This is a genomic window from Frondihabitans sucicola (assembly GCF_030296615.1).
Taxonomy (GTDB): domain Bacteria; phylum Actinomycetota; class Actinomycetes; order Actinomycetales; family Microbacteriaceae; genus Frondihabitans; species Frondihabitans sucicola.
The window spans coordinates 2086043-2104031 of the sequence record NZ_AP027732.1; the positions used below are offsets into that span (position 1 = coordinate 2086043).

General features: G+C 68.2%; 15 protein-coding genes, 2 tRNA genes and 2 pseudogenes. 15 read left to right on the plus strand and 4 right to left on the minus strand.

The window, feature by feature from the left end:
* Positions 1–578 precede the first annotated feature (578 nt).
* Positions 579–649 (minus strand) — tRNA-Gly (locus QUE79_RS10765).
* Between the two features lie 160 nt (positions 650–809).
* Between QUE79_RS10765 and QUE79_RS10770 the strand changes: the two genes are divergently transcribed.
* From QUE79_RS10770 to QUE79_RS10810, 9 genes and pseudogenes are all read left to right on the plus strand, one after another.
* Positions 810–882, plus strand: a tRNA-Pro gene (locus QUE79_RS10770).
* A 219-nt stretch (positions 883–1101) separates the two neighbouring features.
* Positions 1102–2423 (plus strand): annotated as a pseudogene (gene tig / locus QUE79_RS10775) (trigger factor).
* Between the two features lie 355 nt (positions 2424–2778).
* On the plus strand, positions 2779–3366 hold the full coding sequence (locus tag QUE79_RS10780) for an ATP-dependent Clp protease proteolytic subunit (RefSeq protein ID WP_123506077.1): 588 nt from the start codon (positions 2779–2781) through the stop codon (positions 3364–3366).
* A gap of 28 nt (positions 3367–3394) precedes the next feature.
* Entirely contained in the window at positions 3395–4054 is a 660-nt protein-coding gene (locus QUE79_RS10785; protein WP_286346647.1) for an ATP-dependent Clp protease proteolytic subunit, read from the plus strand.
* A gap of 236 nt (positions 4055–4290) precedes the next feature.
* On the plus strand, positions 4291–5571 hold the full coding sequence (gene clpX, locus QUE79_RS10790) for an ATP-dependent Clp protease ATP-binding subunit ClpX (RefSeq protein ID WP_286346648.1): 1281 nt from the start codon (positions 4291–4293) through the stop codon (positions 5569–5571).
* A gap of 222 nt (positions 5572–5793) precedes the next feature.
* Entirely contained in the window at positions 5794–6240 is a 447-nt protein-coding gene (locus QUE79_RS10795; protein WP_286346649.1) for a hypothetical protein, read from the plus strand.
* A complete protein-coding gene (locus QUE79_RS10800; protein WP_286346650.1) occupies positions 6237–6485 on the plus strand; it encodes a hypothetical protein in 249 nt (82 codons plus the stop codon). Before QUE79_RS10795 ends, QUE79_RS10800 begins: the two co-directional genes overlap by 4 nt.
* Positions 6482–8458 (plus strand): DUF5979 domain-containing protein, encoded by a 1977-nt coding sequence (locus tag QUE79_RS10805; protein WP_286346651.1) that lies wholly within the window; start codon positions 6482–6484, stop codon positions 8456–8458. Before QUE79_RS10800 ends, QUE79_RS10805 begins: the two co-directional genes overlap by 4 nt.
* A 14-nt stretch (positions 8459–8472) precedes the next feature.
* On the plus strand, positions 8473–8865 hold the full coding sequence (locus QUE79_RS10810; RefSeq protein WP_286346691.1) for a DUF5979 domain-containing protein: 393 nt from the start codon (positions 8473–8475) through the stop codon (positions 8863–8865).
* A 105-nt stretch (positions 8866–8970) separates the two neighbouring features.
* Here QUE79_RS10810 and QUE79_RS10815 read toward each other — a convergent pair.
* Positions 8971–11033, minus strand: a pseudogene (locus QUE79_RS10815) (M3 family metallopeptidase).
* 101 nt (positions 11034–11134) lie between these two features.
* On the opposite strand from QUE79_RS10815, the gene QUE79_RS10820 reads away from it, so the two are divergent.
* Genes QUE79_RS10820 through QUE79_RS10835 form a run of 4 tightly spaced genes read left to right on the plus strand, consistent with a single transcriptional unit; the run spans position 11135 to position 13299 of the window.
* Positions 11135–11764 (plus strand): ArsR/SmtB family transcription factor, encoded by a 630-nt coding sequence (locus QUE79_RS10820; protein ID WP_286346652.1) that lies wholly within the window; start codon positions 11135–11137, stop codon positions 11762–11764.
* Position 11765: 1 nt separating this feature from the next.
* Positions 11766–11990, plus strand: a complete 225-nt coding sequence (locus QUE79_RS10825; protein ID WP_286346653.1) for a hypothetical protein — start codon at positions 11766–11768, stop codon at positions 11988–11990.
* Between the two features lie 56 nt (positions 11991–12046).
* Positions 12047–12871, plus strand: coding sequence for a methyltransferase domain-containing protein (locus QUE79_RS10830; RefSeq protein ID WP_286346654.1), 825 nt, complete (start codon positions 12047–12049; stop codon positions 12869–12871).
* A gap of 26 nt (positions 12872–12897) precedes the next feature.
* The gene (locus tag QUE79_RS10835) at positions 12898–13299 is read left to right on the plus strand and encodes a VOC family protein (protein ID WP_286346655.1); all 402 of its coding nucleotides are present in this window, start codon (positions 12898–12900) and stop codon (positions 13297–13299) included.
* 8 nt (positions 13300–13307) lie between these two features.
* Here QUE79_RS10835 and QUE79_RS10840 read toward each other — a convergent pair whose 3' ends face one another.
* Both QUE79_RS10840 and valS read right to left on the minus strand, forming a co-directional pair.
* Positions 13308–13436 carry a hypothetical protein gene (locus tag QUE79_RS10840; protein ID WP_286346656.1) on the minus strand — a complete coding sequence of 43 codons (129 nt, stop codon included), beginning with the start codon at positions 13434–13436 and terminating at the stop codon, positions 13308–13310.
* Positions 13437–13569: 133 nt separating this feature from the next.
* Positions 13570–16164 carry a valine--tRNA ligase gene (gene valS / locus QUE79_RS10845; protein ID WP_286346657.1) on the minus strand — a complete coding sequence of 865 codons (2595 nt, stop codon included), beginning with the start codon at positions 16162–16164 and terminating at the stop codon, positions 13570–13572.
* Positions 16165–16353: 189 nt separating this feature from the next.
* Between valS and QUE79_RS10850 the strand changes: the two genes are divergently transcribed.
* Together QUE79_RS10850 and QUE79_RS10855 are read left to right on the plus strand one after the other, a co-directional pair.
* Positions 16354–16704 carry a hypothetical protein gene (locus QUE79_RS10850; protein WP_286346658.1) on the plus strand — a complete coding sequence of 117 codons (351 nt, stop codon included), beginning with the start codon at positions 16354–16356 and terminating at the stop codon, positions 16702–16704.
* A gap of 142 nt (positions 16705–16846) precedes the next feature.
* Positions 16847–17923, plus strand: coding sequence for an MFS transporter (locus QUE79_RS10855; RefSeq protein ID WP_286346692.1), 1077 nt, complete (start codon positions 16847–16849; stop codon positions 17921–17923).
* Positions 17924–17989 lie beyond the last annotated feature (66 nt).

The following is a 17989-nucleotide window of genomic DNA, read 5'->3' on the forward strand; positions in this document are numbered from 1 at the left end:
CCCTCTCGTTCCGTCCCGTGCCGCGCGAAGCACCGGCCCCGGACGACGCGAGGTGCCGTCGAAACGTCTGTTCGCACGACCGATGGCGCAGGAGCAGACGCAGACGACCGAGTCCGCTGCGAGGCGAAGCCGATCACAGGTCCGGTGCGCCCGTTCCGTGCCGCGCGAAGCACCGGCCCCGGACGACGCGAGGTGCCGTCGAAACGTCTGTTCGCACGACCGATGGCGCAGGAGCAGACGCAGACGACCGATTGCCGGTGCGAGGGGAAGCAGAGCACAGGTCCGGTGCGCCCGTTCCGTGCCGCGCGAAGCGCCGGCCCCGGACGACGCGAGGTGCCGTCGAAACGTCTGTTCGCACGACCGATGGCGCAGGAGCAGACGCGGACGACCGATTCCGGTGCGAGGGGAAGGCGAGCACAGGTCCGGTGCGCCCGTTCCGTGCCGCGCGAAGCGCCGGCCCCGGACGACGCGAGGTGCCGTCGAAGCGTCTGTCCGCACGACCGATGGCGCAGGAGCAGACGCGGACGACCGAGTCCGCTGCGAGGCGAAGCCGAGCACAGGGAACGCCCGAGGAAGGGAGGGGATGACGGGAATCGAACCCGCGCCATCAGTTTGGAAAACTGAGGCTCTACCATTGAGCTACATCCCCGTGAGGATCAGGGCGAGGCCCCGAACGCGCAGAAATAAGCATAGGGCATTGTTTTGCCCGATCAGGTTCGGACGCCGCAGACGGGCTAGACTTCACGAGGCCATTTCGCCCCGACCTCAACGGGGAGCATCGTGATGGTCGCCAGCAAGACCAGCTTGACCGGGGCGTAGCGTAGTGGCTAGCGCGTCCGTTTTGGGGGCGGAAGATCGCAGGTTCGAGTCCTGTCGCCCCGACGCTGTGCTTGTCACACGACAGATGGCTTGTCAGACGACAGGTTGCTTGTCACACGACAGATGGCTTGTCAGACGACAGGTTGCTTGTCACACGACAGGTTGCCTGTCACACGACAGACGGCTTGTCGCACGGCGAGCGATGGTGAGCACCGGCCGCAGTCGCGGGTGCCGAACCAGGACGAAACCACCAAGATCCACCGACACAGGAGAAACACGACATTGGTCAAGACCACGGTTGAGCAGCTCAGCCCTACGCGCGTCAAGCTCAACATCGCGGTGAGCCCCGACGACCTCAAGCCCGGCATCACTCACGCCTACGGCCACATCGCCGAGCAGGTGCAGATCCCCGGGTTCCGCAAGGGCAAGGTTCCGCCGCCCATCATCGACCAGCGCGTCGGTCGCGAAGAGGTTCTGAACCACGCGGTCAACGAGAGCATGGACACCTTCTACCGTGCCGCGGTCGAAGAGGTCGAGCTTCGCCCCCTGGGTCGTCCCGAGGCCGACGTCGTCGAGTGGCCGGACGTGAAAGACTTTTCCGGTGACCTGCTGATCGCCGTCGAGGTCGACGTGCGCCCCGAGTTCACGCTCCCCGAGTACGACGGCCTCGAGCTCACGGTCGACTCGGTCGAGATCACCGACGACGAGGTCGAGGAGGAGCTCACCAACCTCCGCACCCGCTTCGGCACGCTGATCACTGTCGACCGCCCCGCCGCCACCGGCGACTTCGCGCAGATCGACCTGATCGCCACCATCGACGACACCGAGGTCGACAACGCCAAGGGCATCTCGTACGAGATCGGCTCCGGCGACCTCATCGAGGGCATCGACGAGGCCCTCGACTCCTCACCGCGGGCGAGTCGACCACCTTCGAGTCGAAGCTGCTCGGCGGCGACCGCGAGGGCGAGACCGCCCTCATCGCCGTCACGCTGACCGCCGTCAAGGAGCGCGAGCTTCCCGAGGCCGACGACGACTTCGCTCAGATCGCCAGCCAGTTCGACACTCTCGACGAGCTCAAGGCCGACCTGAAAGAGCAGCTCGCCAAGTCGAAGACCTTCGGTCAGGGCGCACAGGCGCGCGACCAGGTCGTCGAGAAGCTCCTCGAGGGCGTCGAGATCCCGATCCCCGAGAAGCTCGTCGAAGACGAGGTCCACCGTCACCTCGAGCAGGAGAACCGTCTCGAAGACGACGTCCACCGCGCCGAGGTCAAGGAGTCCAGCGAGGTCGCCTTCCGCAACCAGATCCTTCTCGACGCCATCGCCGAGAAAGAAGAGGTCAAGGTCGAGCAGGACGAACTGACTCAGTACCTCATTCAGGGCGCAGCCCAGTACGGCATGGAGCCTGGCGAGTTCATCAAGGTCCTCGACCAGAACGGTCAGATCCCCTCGATGGTCGGTGAGGTCGCTCGCTCGAAGGCTCTGGCGGTCGTGCTGTCCAAGGCCACGGTGAAAGACGACAAGGGCAACGACGTCGACCTCTCCGCTTTCACGGCCACGGCCGGAGTCGGCGACGAGGAAGACCACTCGGGGCACGACCACGCCTAAACAGCGTGAGAAACTCCCACGAGAGCGCAGGATCCGCGGATCCTGCGCTCTCGTTGCGTTTCGGGGCGCCCCGGCGGCCTTCCCTCCAGAAATCGAAGGGGATATTCGCCCGACGCCCCTCCGATCCCCCTGAAAACCGGGGGAGAGGCAAAATCCCCTTCGATTTCGGGAGGGACGCCTGGGCGTCGGCGGCACCGCGCCGATCCGCGTCGGAGCGACGGGTGGCCGAGCTCGTCGAGGTCCGGCGCCGCTACGCCGACCGGCGCCGAAAATACAGCCGTGGGCGAACAGCCCGGAAAGCGCGCGTTGCACCCTCTAAGTTCGTACTCAAGCGACAACTGAATGGGAGCACCACATGGCCGACGTAACACTGCCCAACAGTGTTTTTGACCGACTTCTCAAAGACCGCATCATCTGGCTCGGTTCCGAGGTGCGCGACGACAACGCCAACGAGATCGCTGCCAAGCTTCTCCTGCTTGCCGCCGAGGACTCCGAAAAAGACATCTACCTCTACATCAACTCGCCCGGCGGTTCGATCACCGCGGGCATGGCGATCTACGACGCCATGGAGTTCGTGCCGAACGACATCGTGACCGTCGGCATCGGCATGGCGGCCTCGATGGGCCAGCTGCTCCTCACCGCAGGCACCAAGGGCAAGCGCTACATCACGCCCAACGCCCGTGTGCTGCTCCACCAGCCGCACGGTGGCTTCGGCGGCACCTCGTCCGACATCCAGACGCAGGCTCAACTGATCCTGTCGATGAAGCAGCGCCTGGCCGAGATCACGGCCGCTCAGACGGGCAAGACCGTCGAGCAGGTCAACGAAGACGGCGACCGCGACCGCTGGTTCACCGCAGAAGAGGCCCTCGAGTACGGCTTCGTCGACCACATCCGTTCGTCGGCATCCGACGTCATCGGTGGCGCCGGAACCGACCAGGAATAACTCCACCTACTTACCAGAAGGAACAAAAATGGAATCGCCACTGATGGGTGGAGCCCCCAAGTTCGAGGCCCCGAGCTCCCGCTACGTCCTGCCCTCGTTCGAAGAGCGCACGGCCTACGGCTACAAGCGTCAAGACCCGTACGCCAAGCTGTTCGAAGACCGCATCATCTTCATGGGCGTGCAGGTCGACGACGCGTCGGCCGACGACGTCATGGCCCAGCTGCTCGTGCTCGAGAGCATGGATCCGGATCGCGACATCACGCTCTACATCAACTCGCCCGGTGGGTCGTTCACGGCCATGACGGCGATCTACGACACGATGCAGTACATCCGCCCCGACATCCAGACGGTCTGCCTCGGTCAGGCCGCTTCGGCCGCAGCGGTGCTGCTCGCCGCCGGAACCCCCGGCAAGCGTCTCGCCCTGCCGAACGCCCGCGTCCTCATCCACCAGCCGTCCACCGGTGGTCAGGGTGGCGGTCAGGCGTCCGACATCGAGATCCAGGCGCAGGAGGTCCTCCGCATGCGCACCTGGCTCGAGGAGACCCTCTCGAAGCACTCCAACAAGACGCCCGAGCAGGTCAACCGCGACATCGAGCGCGACAACATCCTCGGTGCCCAGGCCGCCCTCGAGTACGGCCTGATCGATCAGGTTCTCACCTCGCGCAAGAACCTGGCGCTCACGAAGTAGAGCCTTACCCCAGAAGCCCCGCGCCCGCCCGGTGCGGGGCTTCTGGCGTGCGAGGCGGCGCAGCCCGTGAGAAGCGCGCAGGATCATCGCCCAAGCGTTTCGTGCGTCGGGAACGAACCACGGGTGGGCACGCCACCGACGGCGATTCCCGAGTCACGATGCTCTGAGTGTCGGCGGTTCGGGTTAGGCTCGTTCAACGACGACCGTCAGGTCACAACGCCTTAGGGAGGCCGAGCATGGCACGCATTGGTGAAAGTGCCGACCTGCTCAAGTGCTCGTTCTGCGGTAAGAGCCAGAAGCAGGTTCAGCAACTGATCGCCGGCCCCGGCGTCTACATCTGCGACGAGTGCGTCGAGCTGTGCAACGAGATCATCGAAGAGCGCCTCGCCGAGGCGGGCGAAGAGCCCTCGAGCGAGTTCGACCTGCCGAAGCCGCGCGAGATCTACGACTTCCTCGAGGAGTACGTGATCGGTCAGGCGCCTGCGAAGCGCGCGCTGTCCGTTGCCGTGTACAACCACTACAAGCGCATCCGGTCGCTCAACACGCTGGCCTCGGCCGACTCGCTCGGTGACGACATCGAGATCGCCAAGTCCAACATCCTCCTGATCGGCCCGACCGGCTGCGGCAAGACCTATCTCGCGCAGACGCTGGCGAAGCGGCTCAATGTGCCGTTCGCGGTCGCCGACGCGACGGCCCTCACCGAGGCGGGCTACGTCGGCGAAGACGTCGAGAACATCCTGCTGAAGCTCATCCAGGCCGCCGACTACGACGTCAAGCGGGCCGAGACCGGCATCATCTACATCGACGAGGTCGACAAGATCGCCCGCAAGGCCGAGAACCCCTCCATCACGCGCGACGTCTCGGGCGAGGGCGTGCAACAGGCCCTGCTCAAGATCCTCGAAGGCACCGTGGCCTCCGTCCCGCCGCAGGGCGGCCGCAAGCATCCCCACCAGGAGTTCATCCAGATCGACACGACGAACGTCCTGTTCATCGTCGCCGGTGCTTTCGCCGGGCTCGAAGAGATCATCTCCTCGCGAGCCGGCAAGCGCGGCATCGGGTTCGGCGCCCCGCTCTACAACAAGGGCAACGACGCCAACCTGTTCAGCGAGGTCCTGCCCGAAGATCTCCACAAGTTCGGGCTCATCCCCGAGTTCATCGGTCGCCTCCCCGTCGTGACGACCGTCACGCAGCTCGACCAAGAGGCGCTGATGGAGATCCTCACCAAGCCGAAGAACGCCCTCGTGCGCCAGTACCAGCGCATGTTCGAGCTCGACGGCGTCGAACTCGAGTTCGAGGAGCCGGCGCTGGAGGCCATCGCCGACCTCGCGGTCCTGCGCCAGACCGGTGCGCGCGGCCTTCGCGCCATCATGGAGGAGGTGCTCGGCCCGATCATGTTCGACGTGCCCTCCAATGACGAGGTGGGGCGAGTAGTCGTCACCAAGGCCTCCGTCCTCGAGAACGCGGCGCCGACCATCGTGCCGCGCTCCATCACCGAGCGCACCGAGAAGTCCGCCTAGCCCCCGTTAGTCGGCGTTACGTCGAAGGTTTCGCGCTCTGCGCGAGGCCTTCGATGCCGTGCCGACAGCCTGGGCGACACGCCGTGGCTCGGCCGATGCGCCGGCGCCGCGGACACGGCAGCTCGGCCGAAACGCATCGTCTTGCTGCAGGCGGACACTCTCGGGTGCAGGATGTGAGGAGTGCGGCCGATCAGGCGGCCGGCACATCGGACGGGGAACTCCGTGGACAGAGCCGACGGTCGACGGTCGAAACCGGGGGCGTTCGCGCGCGGGCCACGGTGGGTGGCGGGCCTTGCGGCTGCGAGCAGCCTCGCGCTGATCGTCGGGGCCGTCGCGCTGCCGGCGTCGGCGGCGGAGGCGGCGGCGCGCGCGGCGGTCAGCCCTGCCGCGGTGGGTCCCGTGGCGTCGAGCCCGGCGGCAGCAGGACAGGCGGCGGCGGTGACCCCGCCGGCGGCTCCCGCAGGATCCTGCCCCGTCTATGGTTCTCCCGGCAGCGGCGAGATCGCCGGCACCGACGCGAACGTCAGTGTGTACGTCGGCGGCGACTACGCCGCGACGGCCGGCGCCGCCGAGAGCGAGGAATCCTCGCCGTCGGGGAGAACGCCAGGTTCGACAAGCGTCCGGGTGGCACGTTCAACGTGGGTGTGGTCGGTGTCGGTTCGCAGGTGACTCCGCCGCCCGGCAGCGACATGCTCGTGGCCGGCGGCGACGTCTCGGTCGGCGACGCGACGACGCTGGACGTCGGGCACGGCATCGGCGGCAACGTCGTCGCAGGCGGGACCGCCGCTCCGCTCGACCGCATCACCACCTCGGGTGGCAGCGTGGCATCCGATGCCGCCGATCCGCTGGGCGCCTTCTCGGGGTTCGGCTCCGTGATCGCCCAGCGGTCGGCTTCTACGCGGCACTGCCGGTGACCGGGACCACCAGTGAGCTCTACGGCACGCGCACCTTCCGCGGCGACGGCACCTCGTCGCCGCAGGTGTTCCACGTGTCCGGACGCGAGCTGGGCAGCCCGACGCAGGCCGTCGCGATCCGCTTCGCGAACATCCCCACCGGCGCGCCCGTCATCATCACCGTCGAGGGTGCGGCGCCCGAGGCGTATCCGGCGGGCTTCTTCACCGACGCCGAACCCGGCCAGATCGCGTTCGGCGATCCGCGCTTCGCCGAGGTCGCTACGCACACGATGTGGAACTTCGCCGACGCCGCCAGCCTCACGATCGGAACGGGCGACCAGTTCCTCGGCTCGGTCCTGGTGCCCAGGGCGACGGCCCACTCCACGATCACCGCGAGCACCAACGGGCGCGTCCTCATCGGCGGCGACCTCGACTTCTCCGGCGACGGCAACGAGGCGCACTCGTACCCGTTCCCCGATCCCGACTTCGAGTGCAAGCCCGAGATCCTCCCTCCTCCCGCGACGGGTCGTCTGGCGGTGCAGAAGGTGGTCGTCGATTCCGCGGGCGTCGTCGATCCTGCTCGAACGTACGCGGGCACGTATTCCTGCCGAAGCGCGCAGGGGGACCCCATTCCCGGCAGTTTCTGGACGGTTCGCTCGGGCGGAGCGCCCCAGATCATCGCCTCGAACCTCGCTGTCGGGTCGGTGTGCACGCTGGCCGAACTCCCGCCCCCTCCACCCGACGCCGACGACCCGTCGTCCGTGTGGCAGCCGGTGTCCATCACGCCGTCGACCGTGACGATCGGTACCGACACGACCTCCGTCGTCACCGTGACGAACACGGTGGCGCGCGCGACGGGATCGTTCCGGATCCAGAAGACGCTGTCCGACCCCGGATCAGCGGTGCCGCCCGGTCGGGTCTTCACCGGGACGTCCAGCTGTCAGTTGCTCGGCCGTGACGTCACGCCCGCCGACAACACCTGGTCGGTGACGGCGGGCGGGCCGGCTGCCGTCGTGGGGCCGGTTCCGGTCGGAGCGGTGTGCGAGGTCCGCGAAACCCTGGGCAGCGCGCCCGATCCCGCTGCTCCCGGGCTCGGGTGGGGACCGACGCTGGTGTCGCCCAGCAGCATCGTCGTCGGGAGCGGTGCCACGCCGACCGTGACGGTTCAGAACTCGGTCGTTCCGGTCGCGGGCAGCTTCAGCATCGTCAAGACGTTCTCCGGAGTCGGCTCCGGCTACGACCCGGCGGCGCTCTTCGATTTCAGCTACAGCTGCAAGGCGCCCGGTCAACCGGCCGGCGCCCCGGTCGACGTGCGACTCGCCGCGGGGCAGCAGCGGACCGTGTCCGGGGTGGCGGCGGGAAGCACCTGCGCGGTGACGGAGGGCATCGAGCCGCCGACGAGCGACCCGTCGTACGAGTGGCAGGACCCCGAGGTCTCCGTCTCCGATCCTGCAGCGACGGTGTCGGGTCGAACCGCGACGTTCACGGTGGCGCCCGGTACCAGCCCCGCCGTGCAGGTGTCTTTCGTCGACACCCTCCTTCGGCAGACGGGCGACTTCGCGGTGCAGAAAGTGACGATCGATCCGCGCAGGATCGTCGATCCGACGCGCGCGTTCACCGGAGACTGGAACTGCGAATACGCAGGATCGCAGGTGGCCGGCGGCCGCTGGACCGTGCGTGCCAACGAGGGGGCCGCCCTGCTCGCCACGCAGTTGCCGCTCGGCACCACGTGCGTCGCCAACGAAGACCTTCAGATCTCCCCACCAGACCCTGCTGAGCCGCGCTTCACGTGGGCCGCGTCGAGTTCGACGAGGTCGTCGACGCCGGTGGCACCAGGCGCCGTCGCCGTGGTGACCCTCACCAACGTCGTCACCGAGCGGCTCGCTGCGGCGTCCATCGTGAAGGTCGTCGACGATGCCGCCGGAACGGCGCCGGCCGGTGCCCGCTACAGCGGCACGGTCGTCTGCTCGCCCCCGGCGGCGGCCCTGCGCTGACGGCACCGTGGTCGATCGAGGCGGGCCGGGCGCCGTCGCTCCTGATCGACGGCGTCGCGGAGGGGAGCAGTTGCGTCGTGCACGAGAACCCGGCTCCCGCTCCGGGGGCCGGATCCCAGTGGTCGCCGCCCGTGATCAGCCCCGAGTCGTTCGTGGCCTACCAGGCCGACCCCGTGACCGTCACCGTGCGCAACATCATCGTGCCCTCCGGCGCCGTCGATCCGGGCGGCGTCGGCCCGGGCGGAGGAGGCCCTGTCGATCCGGGTGGCATCGCGCCTGCTGTCACGCCGCCCCAGCTCGCCTTCACCGGCTCTGCGCCTACGCCCCTCGGGTTGGCAGGCCTGGCGGCTCTGCTCGCGGGGTGGCTGGTCGTCTTCGCTTCCCGTCGTCGGCGGCGGGCCACCTGACCGACACGCCCGGCGACGCGACGCGGTTCGGACGACGGCGGAGGGTCGCCGCGCGTCAGGTCGGGCGATCCACGTCGGCGTGCGGCCGCAGAAGCGACGGCGCCCCTACGCCAGCCGCCGGCGTGCGAGCAGCGGCGCGACCTCGGCGTCGCGACCGCGGAAGTCGCGGTAGGCCTCGAGAGGGTCCTTCGAGCCGCCGACGCCGAGCAGGCGCTGCCGGAACCGCGAACCGCCCTCGCGCGACAGCCCACCGTTCGCTCCGAACCACTCGACGGTGTCGGCGTCGAGCACCTCGCTCCAGATGTACGAGTAGTAGCCCGCGTCGTAGCCGCCCGAGAAGGTGTGCGCGAAGTACGTGCTCGAGTAGCGGGTGGGGACGGCCGGGTGGTCGAGGCCGACGGCTGCCAGCGCCGACGCTTCGAACGCGGCCACGTCGTCCACCGACGTGAGCCCCGCTGCCTCGTCGAACGTGAGTGAGTGCCACGCCTGGTCGAGGAGCGCCGCGGCGAGGTACTCCGACGTCTCGAAGCCCTGGTTGAAGCCTTCGGCTGCGAGGAGCTTCTCGACCAGGGCGGCGGGCATCGGCTCACCGGTCGCGTAGTGCCGCGCGTAGTTCGACAGGACCGAGGGCCACAGGATCCACATCTCGTTCACCTGACTCGGGAACTCCACGAAGTCGCGGAACACGTTGGTCCCGGAGAAGTGCGGGTACTGAACGCGTGCGACGAGGCCGTGCAGGGCGTGCCCGAACTCGTGGAACATCGTGGTGACCTCGTCGAGCGTCAGGAGGGTCGGCGATCCTGCCGGAGGCTTGGCCACGTTGAGGTTGTTGACGACGACGGGCAGAGGCTCGAGCAGCGCGGACTGCGAGACGAGCGGATTCATCCACGCGCCGCCGCGCTTGGAGTCGGGCGTGTACAGGTCGAAGACGAACAGGCCGACCGGCGAGCCGTCTGCGTCGCTCACCTCGAAGACGCGGGCGTCCGGGTGGTAGGCGACGAGGTCGCCACGCTCTGCGAAGGTCAGGCCGTAGAGCGACGTGGCCGCGAAGAAGACGCCGTCGTGAAGCACGCGTTCGGACTCGAAGTACGGTCGCATCTCGGAGGCGTCGAAGTCGTACTTCTCCGCCCGGACCTTCTCGGTGTAGAAGGCCCAGTCGTGTGCTTGGATCTCGCCGTCGAACGCCGGATCGTCGGAGGCGACGGCCTGCAGATCGGCCCACTCGGCGCGTGCGTTCGACGCGGCGGGGGAGCGAGACGCTCGAGCAGCGCGCTCACGGCCTCGGGGGATCCTGCCGTCTCACCGGCCGTGACGTAGGCGGCGTGCGTGGCGAAGCCGAGCAGAGCGGCGCGCTCCGCCCTGAGGCGGACGATGTCGAGCAGCACCTGTCGGTTGTCGAACTCGCCGCCGTGACTGCCACGGGACTTCGAGGCCGTCATGATGCGTGCCCTCAGGTCGCGGTTCGTCAGTGACGCGAGCAGGGGGTGGCCCGTGAAGAGGGTGAGCGCGATCAGATAGCCGCCGTCGAGACCCCGCTCGGCGGCAGCCGCAGCCAGGGAGGCGATCGTGTCGTCGTCGAGGCCGTCGAGCTCGTCGACGTCGTCGACGACCACGGCCAGGGCGTTCGTGTCGGCGAGAAGGTTCTTCTCGAAGCGGGTGGTGAGCGTCGACAGGTCGCTGTTGAGTTCGCGGAGGTGCTCTTTGTCGACGTCGCCGAGACCGGCGCCGGCGCGGCTGAATTCGGAGTGGTATCGCTCGACGAGGTAGATCTCTTCCGGGGTGAGGTCTGCCGCCTCGGCGGTCCCGAGTGAGTCGTAGACCGCCTGGATCCGCGCGAAAAGGACGGGGTCGAGCCGGATCGCGTCCGCGTGCGCGGCGAACGCCGGGGCCAGCTCGAGTTCGAGCGCGTTCGTCTGATCGGACGAGTCGCTCGACGACTTGTTGCCGAAGACGTACTCGACGCGGGCGAGCAACTGGCCCGAGCGTTCGAGCGCCACGATGGTGTTCTCGAACGAGGCGGGGGCAGGATCACCGGTGATCGCGTCGATCTCGGCCCTCTGTGCCGCGAAGCCCGCTTCGAATCCCGGTAGGTAGTCGTCGTCGGCGATGTCGGCGAAGGGCGGCAGGGAGAACGGGAGAGTGCTCGGTTCGAAGAACGGATTCGTCATCGTGTCAGCCTATTCCCGGCCACGCGCAAAGAAATCTCTGCAAACGAACATGTGCAAAGAATCTGTTGCAAAGATTTCTTTGCACGCGTAGAGTCGTCATCATGGTCGACGACAGCAAGCAGACGAACTCCCGGATTCTCGAGGCAGGCGCTCTCCGCGCCATGGCCCACCCGGTCCGGGCCGACCTCTACGAAGCGCTGTCGGCCTTCGGCCCCGCGACGGCGACCCAGCTCGGCCAACGGCTGGGGGAGTCGAGCGGTTCGACGAGCTACCACCTGCGTCAGCTCGCCAAGCACGGCCTCGTCCGCGAGGTGGAGGGTCGCGGCACCACGCGCGAGCGCTGGTGGGAACGCGTGCCCGGCGGCATCGACGTCTCGTACTACGACCATGACGACGAAGCCTCTCGGGTCTCGGCCCAGATGGTCGCTCGCCTGTGGGAACGCAGTCGGGCCGCCCTCCTGGACGACTTCCAGAACAATCCGGAGACCGTCGGTCCCGAGTGGTACCGGGCCTCCACCCTCGATACGGCCAACTTCAACGCCACCGTCGACGAGCTCAGGAATGTCGTCCGTGCGTGGCACGATTTCGACCACACGTACCTGCAGCCTCTTCGCGGCCGCGAGGCAGAACCGGGTGCACGTCGCATCCAGGTTCACTTCAACGCCTTCCCCCTCATCGACACGCAAGCACCTGCTCCCGACACGCAGGCCACCGCCTCCCAAGGAGACTGACATGTCCGCCGCAACCATCGCCCGCACCCGCCGCCCCGCCGCCCGCGGCGTCGACCGCCTCACCCTCGTCGTCGGGCTGGCGCTCGTCGACTGGTCGCACGCCAGGGCCGCCCGCCGCGCCCTCGCCGACCGCACCCCGCGCCGTTCCCGCATCCAGATCGACGAAGCCCGGCTGCAGGCCGCGCGCCTCGAGCACGATGCGCTCGGCATGACGCGCTTCCGCTGAGGCACGGCGCTCCCGCTCGACATGACGCGCTTCCGCTGACGCGCTACGGTCGAGACATGGCCAGCGACGACGAGAACCCCGTGTCCGAGACGTACACCCACGGTCACCACGAGAGTGTGCTCCGCAGCCACAGCTGGCGCACGGTCGAGAACTCGGCGGCCTACCTGCTTCCACACCTGGTTCCCGGGCTCTCCCTGCTCGACGTCGGAGCCGGCCCGGGCACCATCACCGCCGACTTCGCCGCGCGGCTCGCCCCGGGGCGGGTCGTCGGGATCGACTCCTCGGCCGAGATCGTCGCGCAGGCCGCGGCGCTTGCCGAGTCGCAGGATCTCGACAACGTCGTCTTCGAGACGGCCGACGTCTACGCCCTCCCGTACCCCGACGACTCGTTCGACGTCGTCCACGCCCACCAGGTGCTGCAGCACCTCGCCGACCCCGTCGCGGCACTCGTCGAGATGCGCCGGGTCGCCAAGCCGGGCGGGCTCCTCGCCGTGCGTGACGTCGACTACCGGGGCACCATCTGGGCGCCCGAGAACGCCGGGCTCGACCACTGGATGACCGTCTACCAGCTCGTGCACCGCGGCAACGGCGGCGAGCCCGACGCCGGGCGCCACCTCAAGGGCTGGGCGCGAGAGGCCGGGTTGACCGACATCGCGTCGTCGGCGTCGATCTGGTGCTTCGCCTCCGACGCCGAGCGGGTCTGGTGGGGCGAGAGCTGGGCGACCCGGGCACTCGAGTCGAAGTTCTACGCCGACGCGATCGAGAAGCAGGCCGCCACCGACCTCGACCTGCACGCGATCTCCGACGCCTGGCTGGCGTGGCGAGACGCTCCGGACGGCTGGTTCGCGATGCCGCACGGCGAGCTGCTCGCTCGGGTCTGATCGCGCTCGGCTGCTACGGTCGAGCCATGGTCAGCAGGATCTCCCACACCACGATCGACTGCCGCGACGCGTATGCGCTCTCGGAGTGGTGGCGTCAGGTTCTCGGGTACGTCGACGATCCCGACGACCCGAATGAGCCGGGTCACGAAGAGTGCCTCATCCTCGATCCTGCCGGTCCGCATCGCGTGCTCTTCATCGAGGTTCCCGAAGCGAAGTCCGTGAAGAACCGGATCCACTTCGACCTTCGGCCGCAGGATCGCACGCAGGCGGAAGAGATCGAGCGTCTCGTCTCGATCGGCGCGACCGCCTTGGCCGACCTCCGCCGTGACGACGGCGGCTGGGTGACCCTCGCCGACCCCGAGGGCAACGAGTTCTGTGTGCTCATGTCGCCGGCCGAGCGCGACGCCGTCCTGGCGGCTCGGGCGTAGCGCCGGCGCTAGAAGTCGTCGTCGTCGGGCTCCGACTCGGACGGCTCCGAGACGTGAGCGGTGTCGGACGCCGGGTCGTAGCGGATGAGCGTGCCGTCGTCGAGTTCGACGACCGGGCGGCGCTCCAGCCAGGTCACGGTCCAGCGCCAGGTCGACGCGTCGACCCCTGCACCGCGAGCTCCTGTTCGACGCGCGCGACGGCGGACACGACGGCCGCGGGGAGACGGTCGGGGACTGCGCCGCCCACGGGCCAACGGGTTCCGAGCTGCATCAGACGGCCGGCTGTTCGGCGAGCACGATGTCGGTCACGGCGAGCTCGTCGCCCTCGACGAAGGTCAGCGTCTCGATGCGGCCGACGGCTGCGAGGTCGTCGCCGGCGGATCGAAGCAGGGCGAGCGCGGCGGCGGGGGCCGACACGACCGCCGAGGTGACGGGGGTCTTCTGCGAGGCCTTGGCGTCTGTCTTGGCGCGGCGGATACCGATCAGCGCCTGGCCGACGAGGTCGACCAGACCGGAGGCAGGATCGGAGACACCCAGCTCCGTGACGGTCGGCCAGGCCGCCGTGTGGACCGAGGAGTCGTGGGTCCACGACCAGACCTCCTCGGTGGCGAAGGGAAGGTAGGGCGCGAGCAGTCGCAGCAGGCCGTCGACCGCGGTCTGCAGCGTGAGCACCGCGCTCGCCTGACCCGCCGTCGATCCTGCGCCGTACGCCCGCTCTTTGACGAGTTCGAGGTAGTCGTCGCAGAAGGTCCAGAAGAACTTCTCGATGGTCTCGAGCGCCTTGGCGTGGTCGTAGCCGTCGAGCGAGGTCGTCGCCGACTCGATGACCGCCGCGAAGTTCGCCAGCAGATCGCGGTCGAGGGGAGCGGTCACGCCGGCGGCGTCGACCGAGACGCCCGCGGGCAGCTCGAACGAGTACACGAACTTGGCCGCGTTCAGCACTTTGATCGCCAGGCGGCGGCCGACCTTGATCTGCTTCGGGTTCTGCGGGTCGAAGGCCGCGTCGGTGCCGAGGCGCGACGAGGCCGCCCAGTAGCGCACCGCGTCGGAGCCGTGGTCGTCGAGCATGGCGGCCGGCGTGACCACGTTGCCCTTCGACTTCGACATCTTCTTGCGGTCGGGGTCGACGATGAAGCCGGAGATGGAGGCGTTCGTCCACGGCACCGTGTCGCCTTCGAGCTGCGCGCGGAGCATCGTCGAGAAGAGCCAGGTGCGAATGATGTCTTGACCCTGGGGGCGCAGCGAGTACGGGTACACGAGGTCGAAGAGCTCGGGGTCGGTCTCCCATTTGCCGGCGAGCTGCGGCGTCAGCGACGAGGTCGCCCAGGTGTCCATGACGTCGACCTCGCCCTGGAATCCGCCCGCGACGCCGCGCTGCGACTCGTCGTAGCCGGGAGCCGTGTCGGACGACGGGTCGACCGGCAGAGCGTCTTCGGACGGGACGATCGGCCGGTCGAAGACGGGGTTGCCATCGGCGTCGAGCGGGTACCAGACCGGGATCGGCACCCCGAAGAAGCGCTGGCGCGAGATGAGCCAGTCGCCCGAGAGGCCCTTGACCCAGTTCTCGTAGCGGACGCGCATGAAGTCGGGGTGGAAGGCCACCTCTTCGCCGCGCTTCAGCAGCGTCGCACGCAGCTCCTCGTCGCGAGCGCCGTTGACGATGTACCACTGGCGGGTCGACACGATCTCGAGGGGCTTGTCGCCCTTCTCGAAGAACTTGACGGGGTGGGTGATCTTCTCGATCTCGCCCACGAGCTCGCCGGTCTCCTGGAGCAGCGCGACGATCTCGGCCTTGGCGCTGAACACGGTCTTGCCGGCCAGCTTCGCGTAGGCCTCTCGGCCCGCTGACGACTCGATGGCGGCGGGGGCCTCGCTGATGAAGCGGCCGTCGAAGCCGAGGACGGAGCGGTTCGGGAGATCGAGCTCGCGCCACCAGATCACGTCGGTCGTGTCGCCGAACGTGCAGATCATCGCGATCCCGGAACCCTTGTCTTTCTGGGCCAGGTGGTGCGCCAGCACGGGCACCTCGACATCGAACAGCGGAGTCGTCACGGTGGTGCCGAAGAGGTGCTGGTAGCGCTCGTCGTCGGGGTGCGCGACGAGAGCCACGCAGGCGGGGAGGAGCTCGGGCCGCGTGGTCTTGATCAGGATGTCGTCGCCGTCGGGCACGTGGAAAGCCAGCGTGTGGTAGGCACCGGGCATGTCTTTGTCTTCGAGCTCGGCCTGGGCCACGGCGGTGCGAAACGTGATGTCCCACAGCGTCGGCGCCTGAGCCTGGTAGGCCTCGCCGCGGGCGACGTTGCGGAGGAACGCCTTCTGCGCGATGGCCTGCGAGTCGTCGCCGATCGTGCGGTACGACTGGGTCCAGTCGACGCTGAGTCCGAGCTTGCGCCAGACGTCTTCGAACTGCTTCTCGTCTTCGACGGTGAGGCGTTCGCAGAGCTCGACGAAGTTGCGGCGCGAGATCGGCAGCTGGTCGGCGGCCTTGGACGACTTGTTGTCGCCGCCTTCGAACGGCGGGGTGAAGTCGGGGTCGTAGGGGAGGGACGGGTCGCAGCGGACGCCGTAGAAGTTCTGCACGCGGCGCTCGGTGGGCAGGCCGTTGTCGTCCCAGCCCATCGGGTAGAAGACGCTCTTGCCGCGCATGCGCTCGAAGCGGGCCTTGACGTCGGTGTGGGTGTAGCTGAACACGTGGCCGATGTGGAGGCTGCCGGAGGCCGTCGGGGGCGGCGTGTCGATCGAGTAGATGTTGTCGCTGGTGGCGCCGGCGCGATCGAAGAGATAGGTGCCGTCGGTCTCCCACTGCGGGCCCCAGTGCGCTTCGAGCCCTTCGAGGGCCGGCTTCTCGGGCATGGGACGAGTCATGGCAGTACTCCTTCGGTATGGACGGCACCGTGTCGGTGGTGAGGTGCCTGAATGTTCTGTGCCGAGTTTACGCGCTGAGGCCAATCGACTGAAATTTTGCCGTCTGGTAGGCTTGACGGGTTTTGCCGCGGGATCCCTCGCGATCCTGCACCCCCGACCCTTGCCACGAAACCAGGAGTGAATGCGTATATGAGCGATCTTTCGTCACGTCCCACAGCACCGAAGAAAATCCGTACACCCCGGCAAGGACGCCGACGACTGACCACGGACGACGTCACCGTCGTCGAAGAATCACAGCTCAAGCGCGCGGTCGCCGCGGCCGCTCTCGGCAACGGCATGGAATGGTTCGACTTCGGCGTCTTCGCCTACCTCACCACCACCCTGGCGCGCGTCTTCTACCCCTCGCTCAGCCCGACGCTCAGCGTCATCCTCACCTTCGCGACCTTCACCGCAGCGTTCGTCGTCCGTCCCATCGGCGGCGCCGTGTTCGGCCCCTCGGCGACAGGATCGGCCGCCAGAAGGTGCTGGCCGTCACGATGATCATGATGGCCGCCGGCACCTTCGCCATCGGCTTCCTGCCCGACTTCAACACCATCGGCGTCTGGTCGCCGATGCTGCTCCTGCTGGCCCGCCTCGTCCAGGGCTTCTCGACGGGGGAGAATACGGCGGGGCGGCGACCTTCATCGCCGAGTACTCGCCCGACAAGCGCCGAGGCTTCATGGGCTCGTGGCTCGAGTTCGGCACGCTGGGCGGTTACGTCCTCGGTGCCTCGCTCGTCACGATCCTGCAGTTCGCCATGCCGGAGGACACGCTCCTCAGCTGGGGCTGGCGGATCCCGTTCCTCATCGCCGGGCCGCTCGGCATCGTCGGCCTCTACCTGCGCCTCAAGCTCGAAGAGACGCCGGCGTTCCAGAGGCAGCAGGAGGAGGCGTCCAAGCGCGAGGCGGTCAAGACGCCCGTCCTTCGCCTCTTCGGCGAGAACTGGCGCGCGCTGCTCATCTGCATCGGCCTCGTCCTGGTGTTCAACGTCACCGACTACATGCTGCTGTCGTACATGCCGACCTACCTGACGACGACGCTGGGCCGCGACGCGACCAACGGGCTCGTCCTGGTGATCGTCGTCATGGTGCTGATGATGGCCGTGATCGGCCTCGGCGGACGTCTCTCCGACCGCTTCGGCCGGCGTCCTGTCCTGTTCGCAGGATGCCTCGGATTCCTGTTCCTGTCGTGGCCGGCCCTCAAGCTGGTGCAGACCGACTCGGCCGTCCTCGTCTTCGTGGGCCTGCTGATCCTGGGCCTCGTCCTCGTCACGTTCACGTCGACGATGCCCTCGACGCTGCCGGCGCTCTTCCCGACGATCATCCGCTACGGCGCGCTGGCGATCGCCTTCAACGTGTCGGTCTCGCTCTTCGGAGGCACGACGCCGCTCGTCACCGAGTCGCTGGTCGCCTGGGCCACCAGGAGCGGCTTCGCGTGGGCGAACGACATCCCCGCGTTCTACCTCATGATCGCCGCCGTGATCGGCCTGATCGCGGTCTGGTTCACGAAGGAGACCGCGAACGCGCCCCTGCTCGGCTCCGGCCCTGCCGTGGCCAGCGAGGAGGAGGCTCGCGAGCTCGTCGAGGCGTACGCCGACGAGTCGAGCGAGGTGGCGCAGTCGGAGTGGGCCGTCGAGTACGCCCAGTCCGGGCCGATCGACATCGTGCCGCCCACCTCTTCGAAGCTCGCCCCGGAGCCCGAGCCCCTCGCCGCGAAGTAGCCAGCTGCTGCCGTAACGCGTTTTGCGGACATCCGGACCTGCCGCGGCAGGGTGAAATGTCCGCAA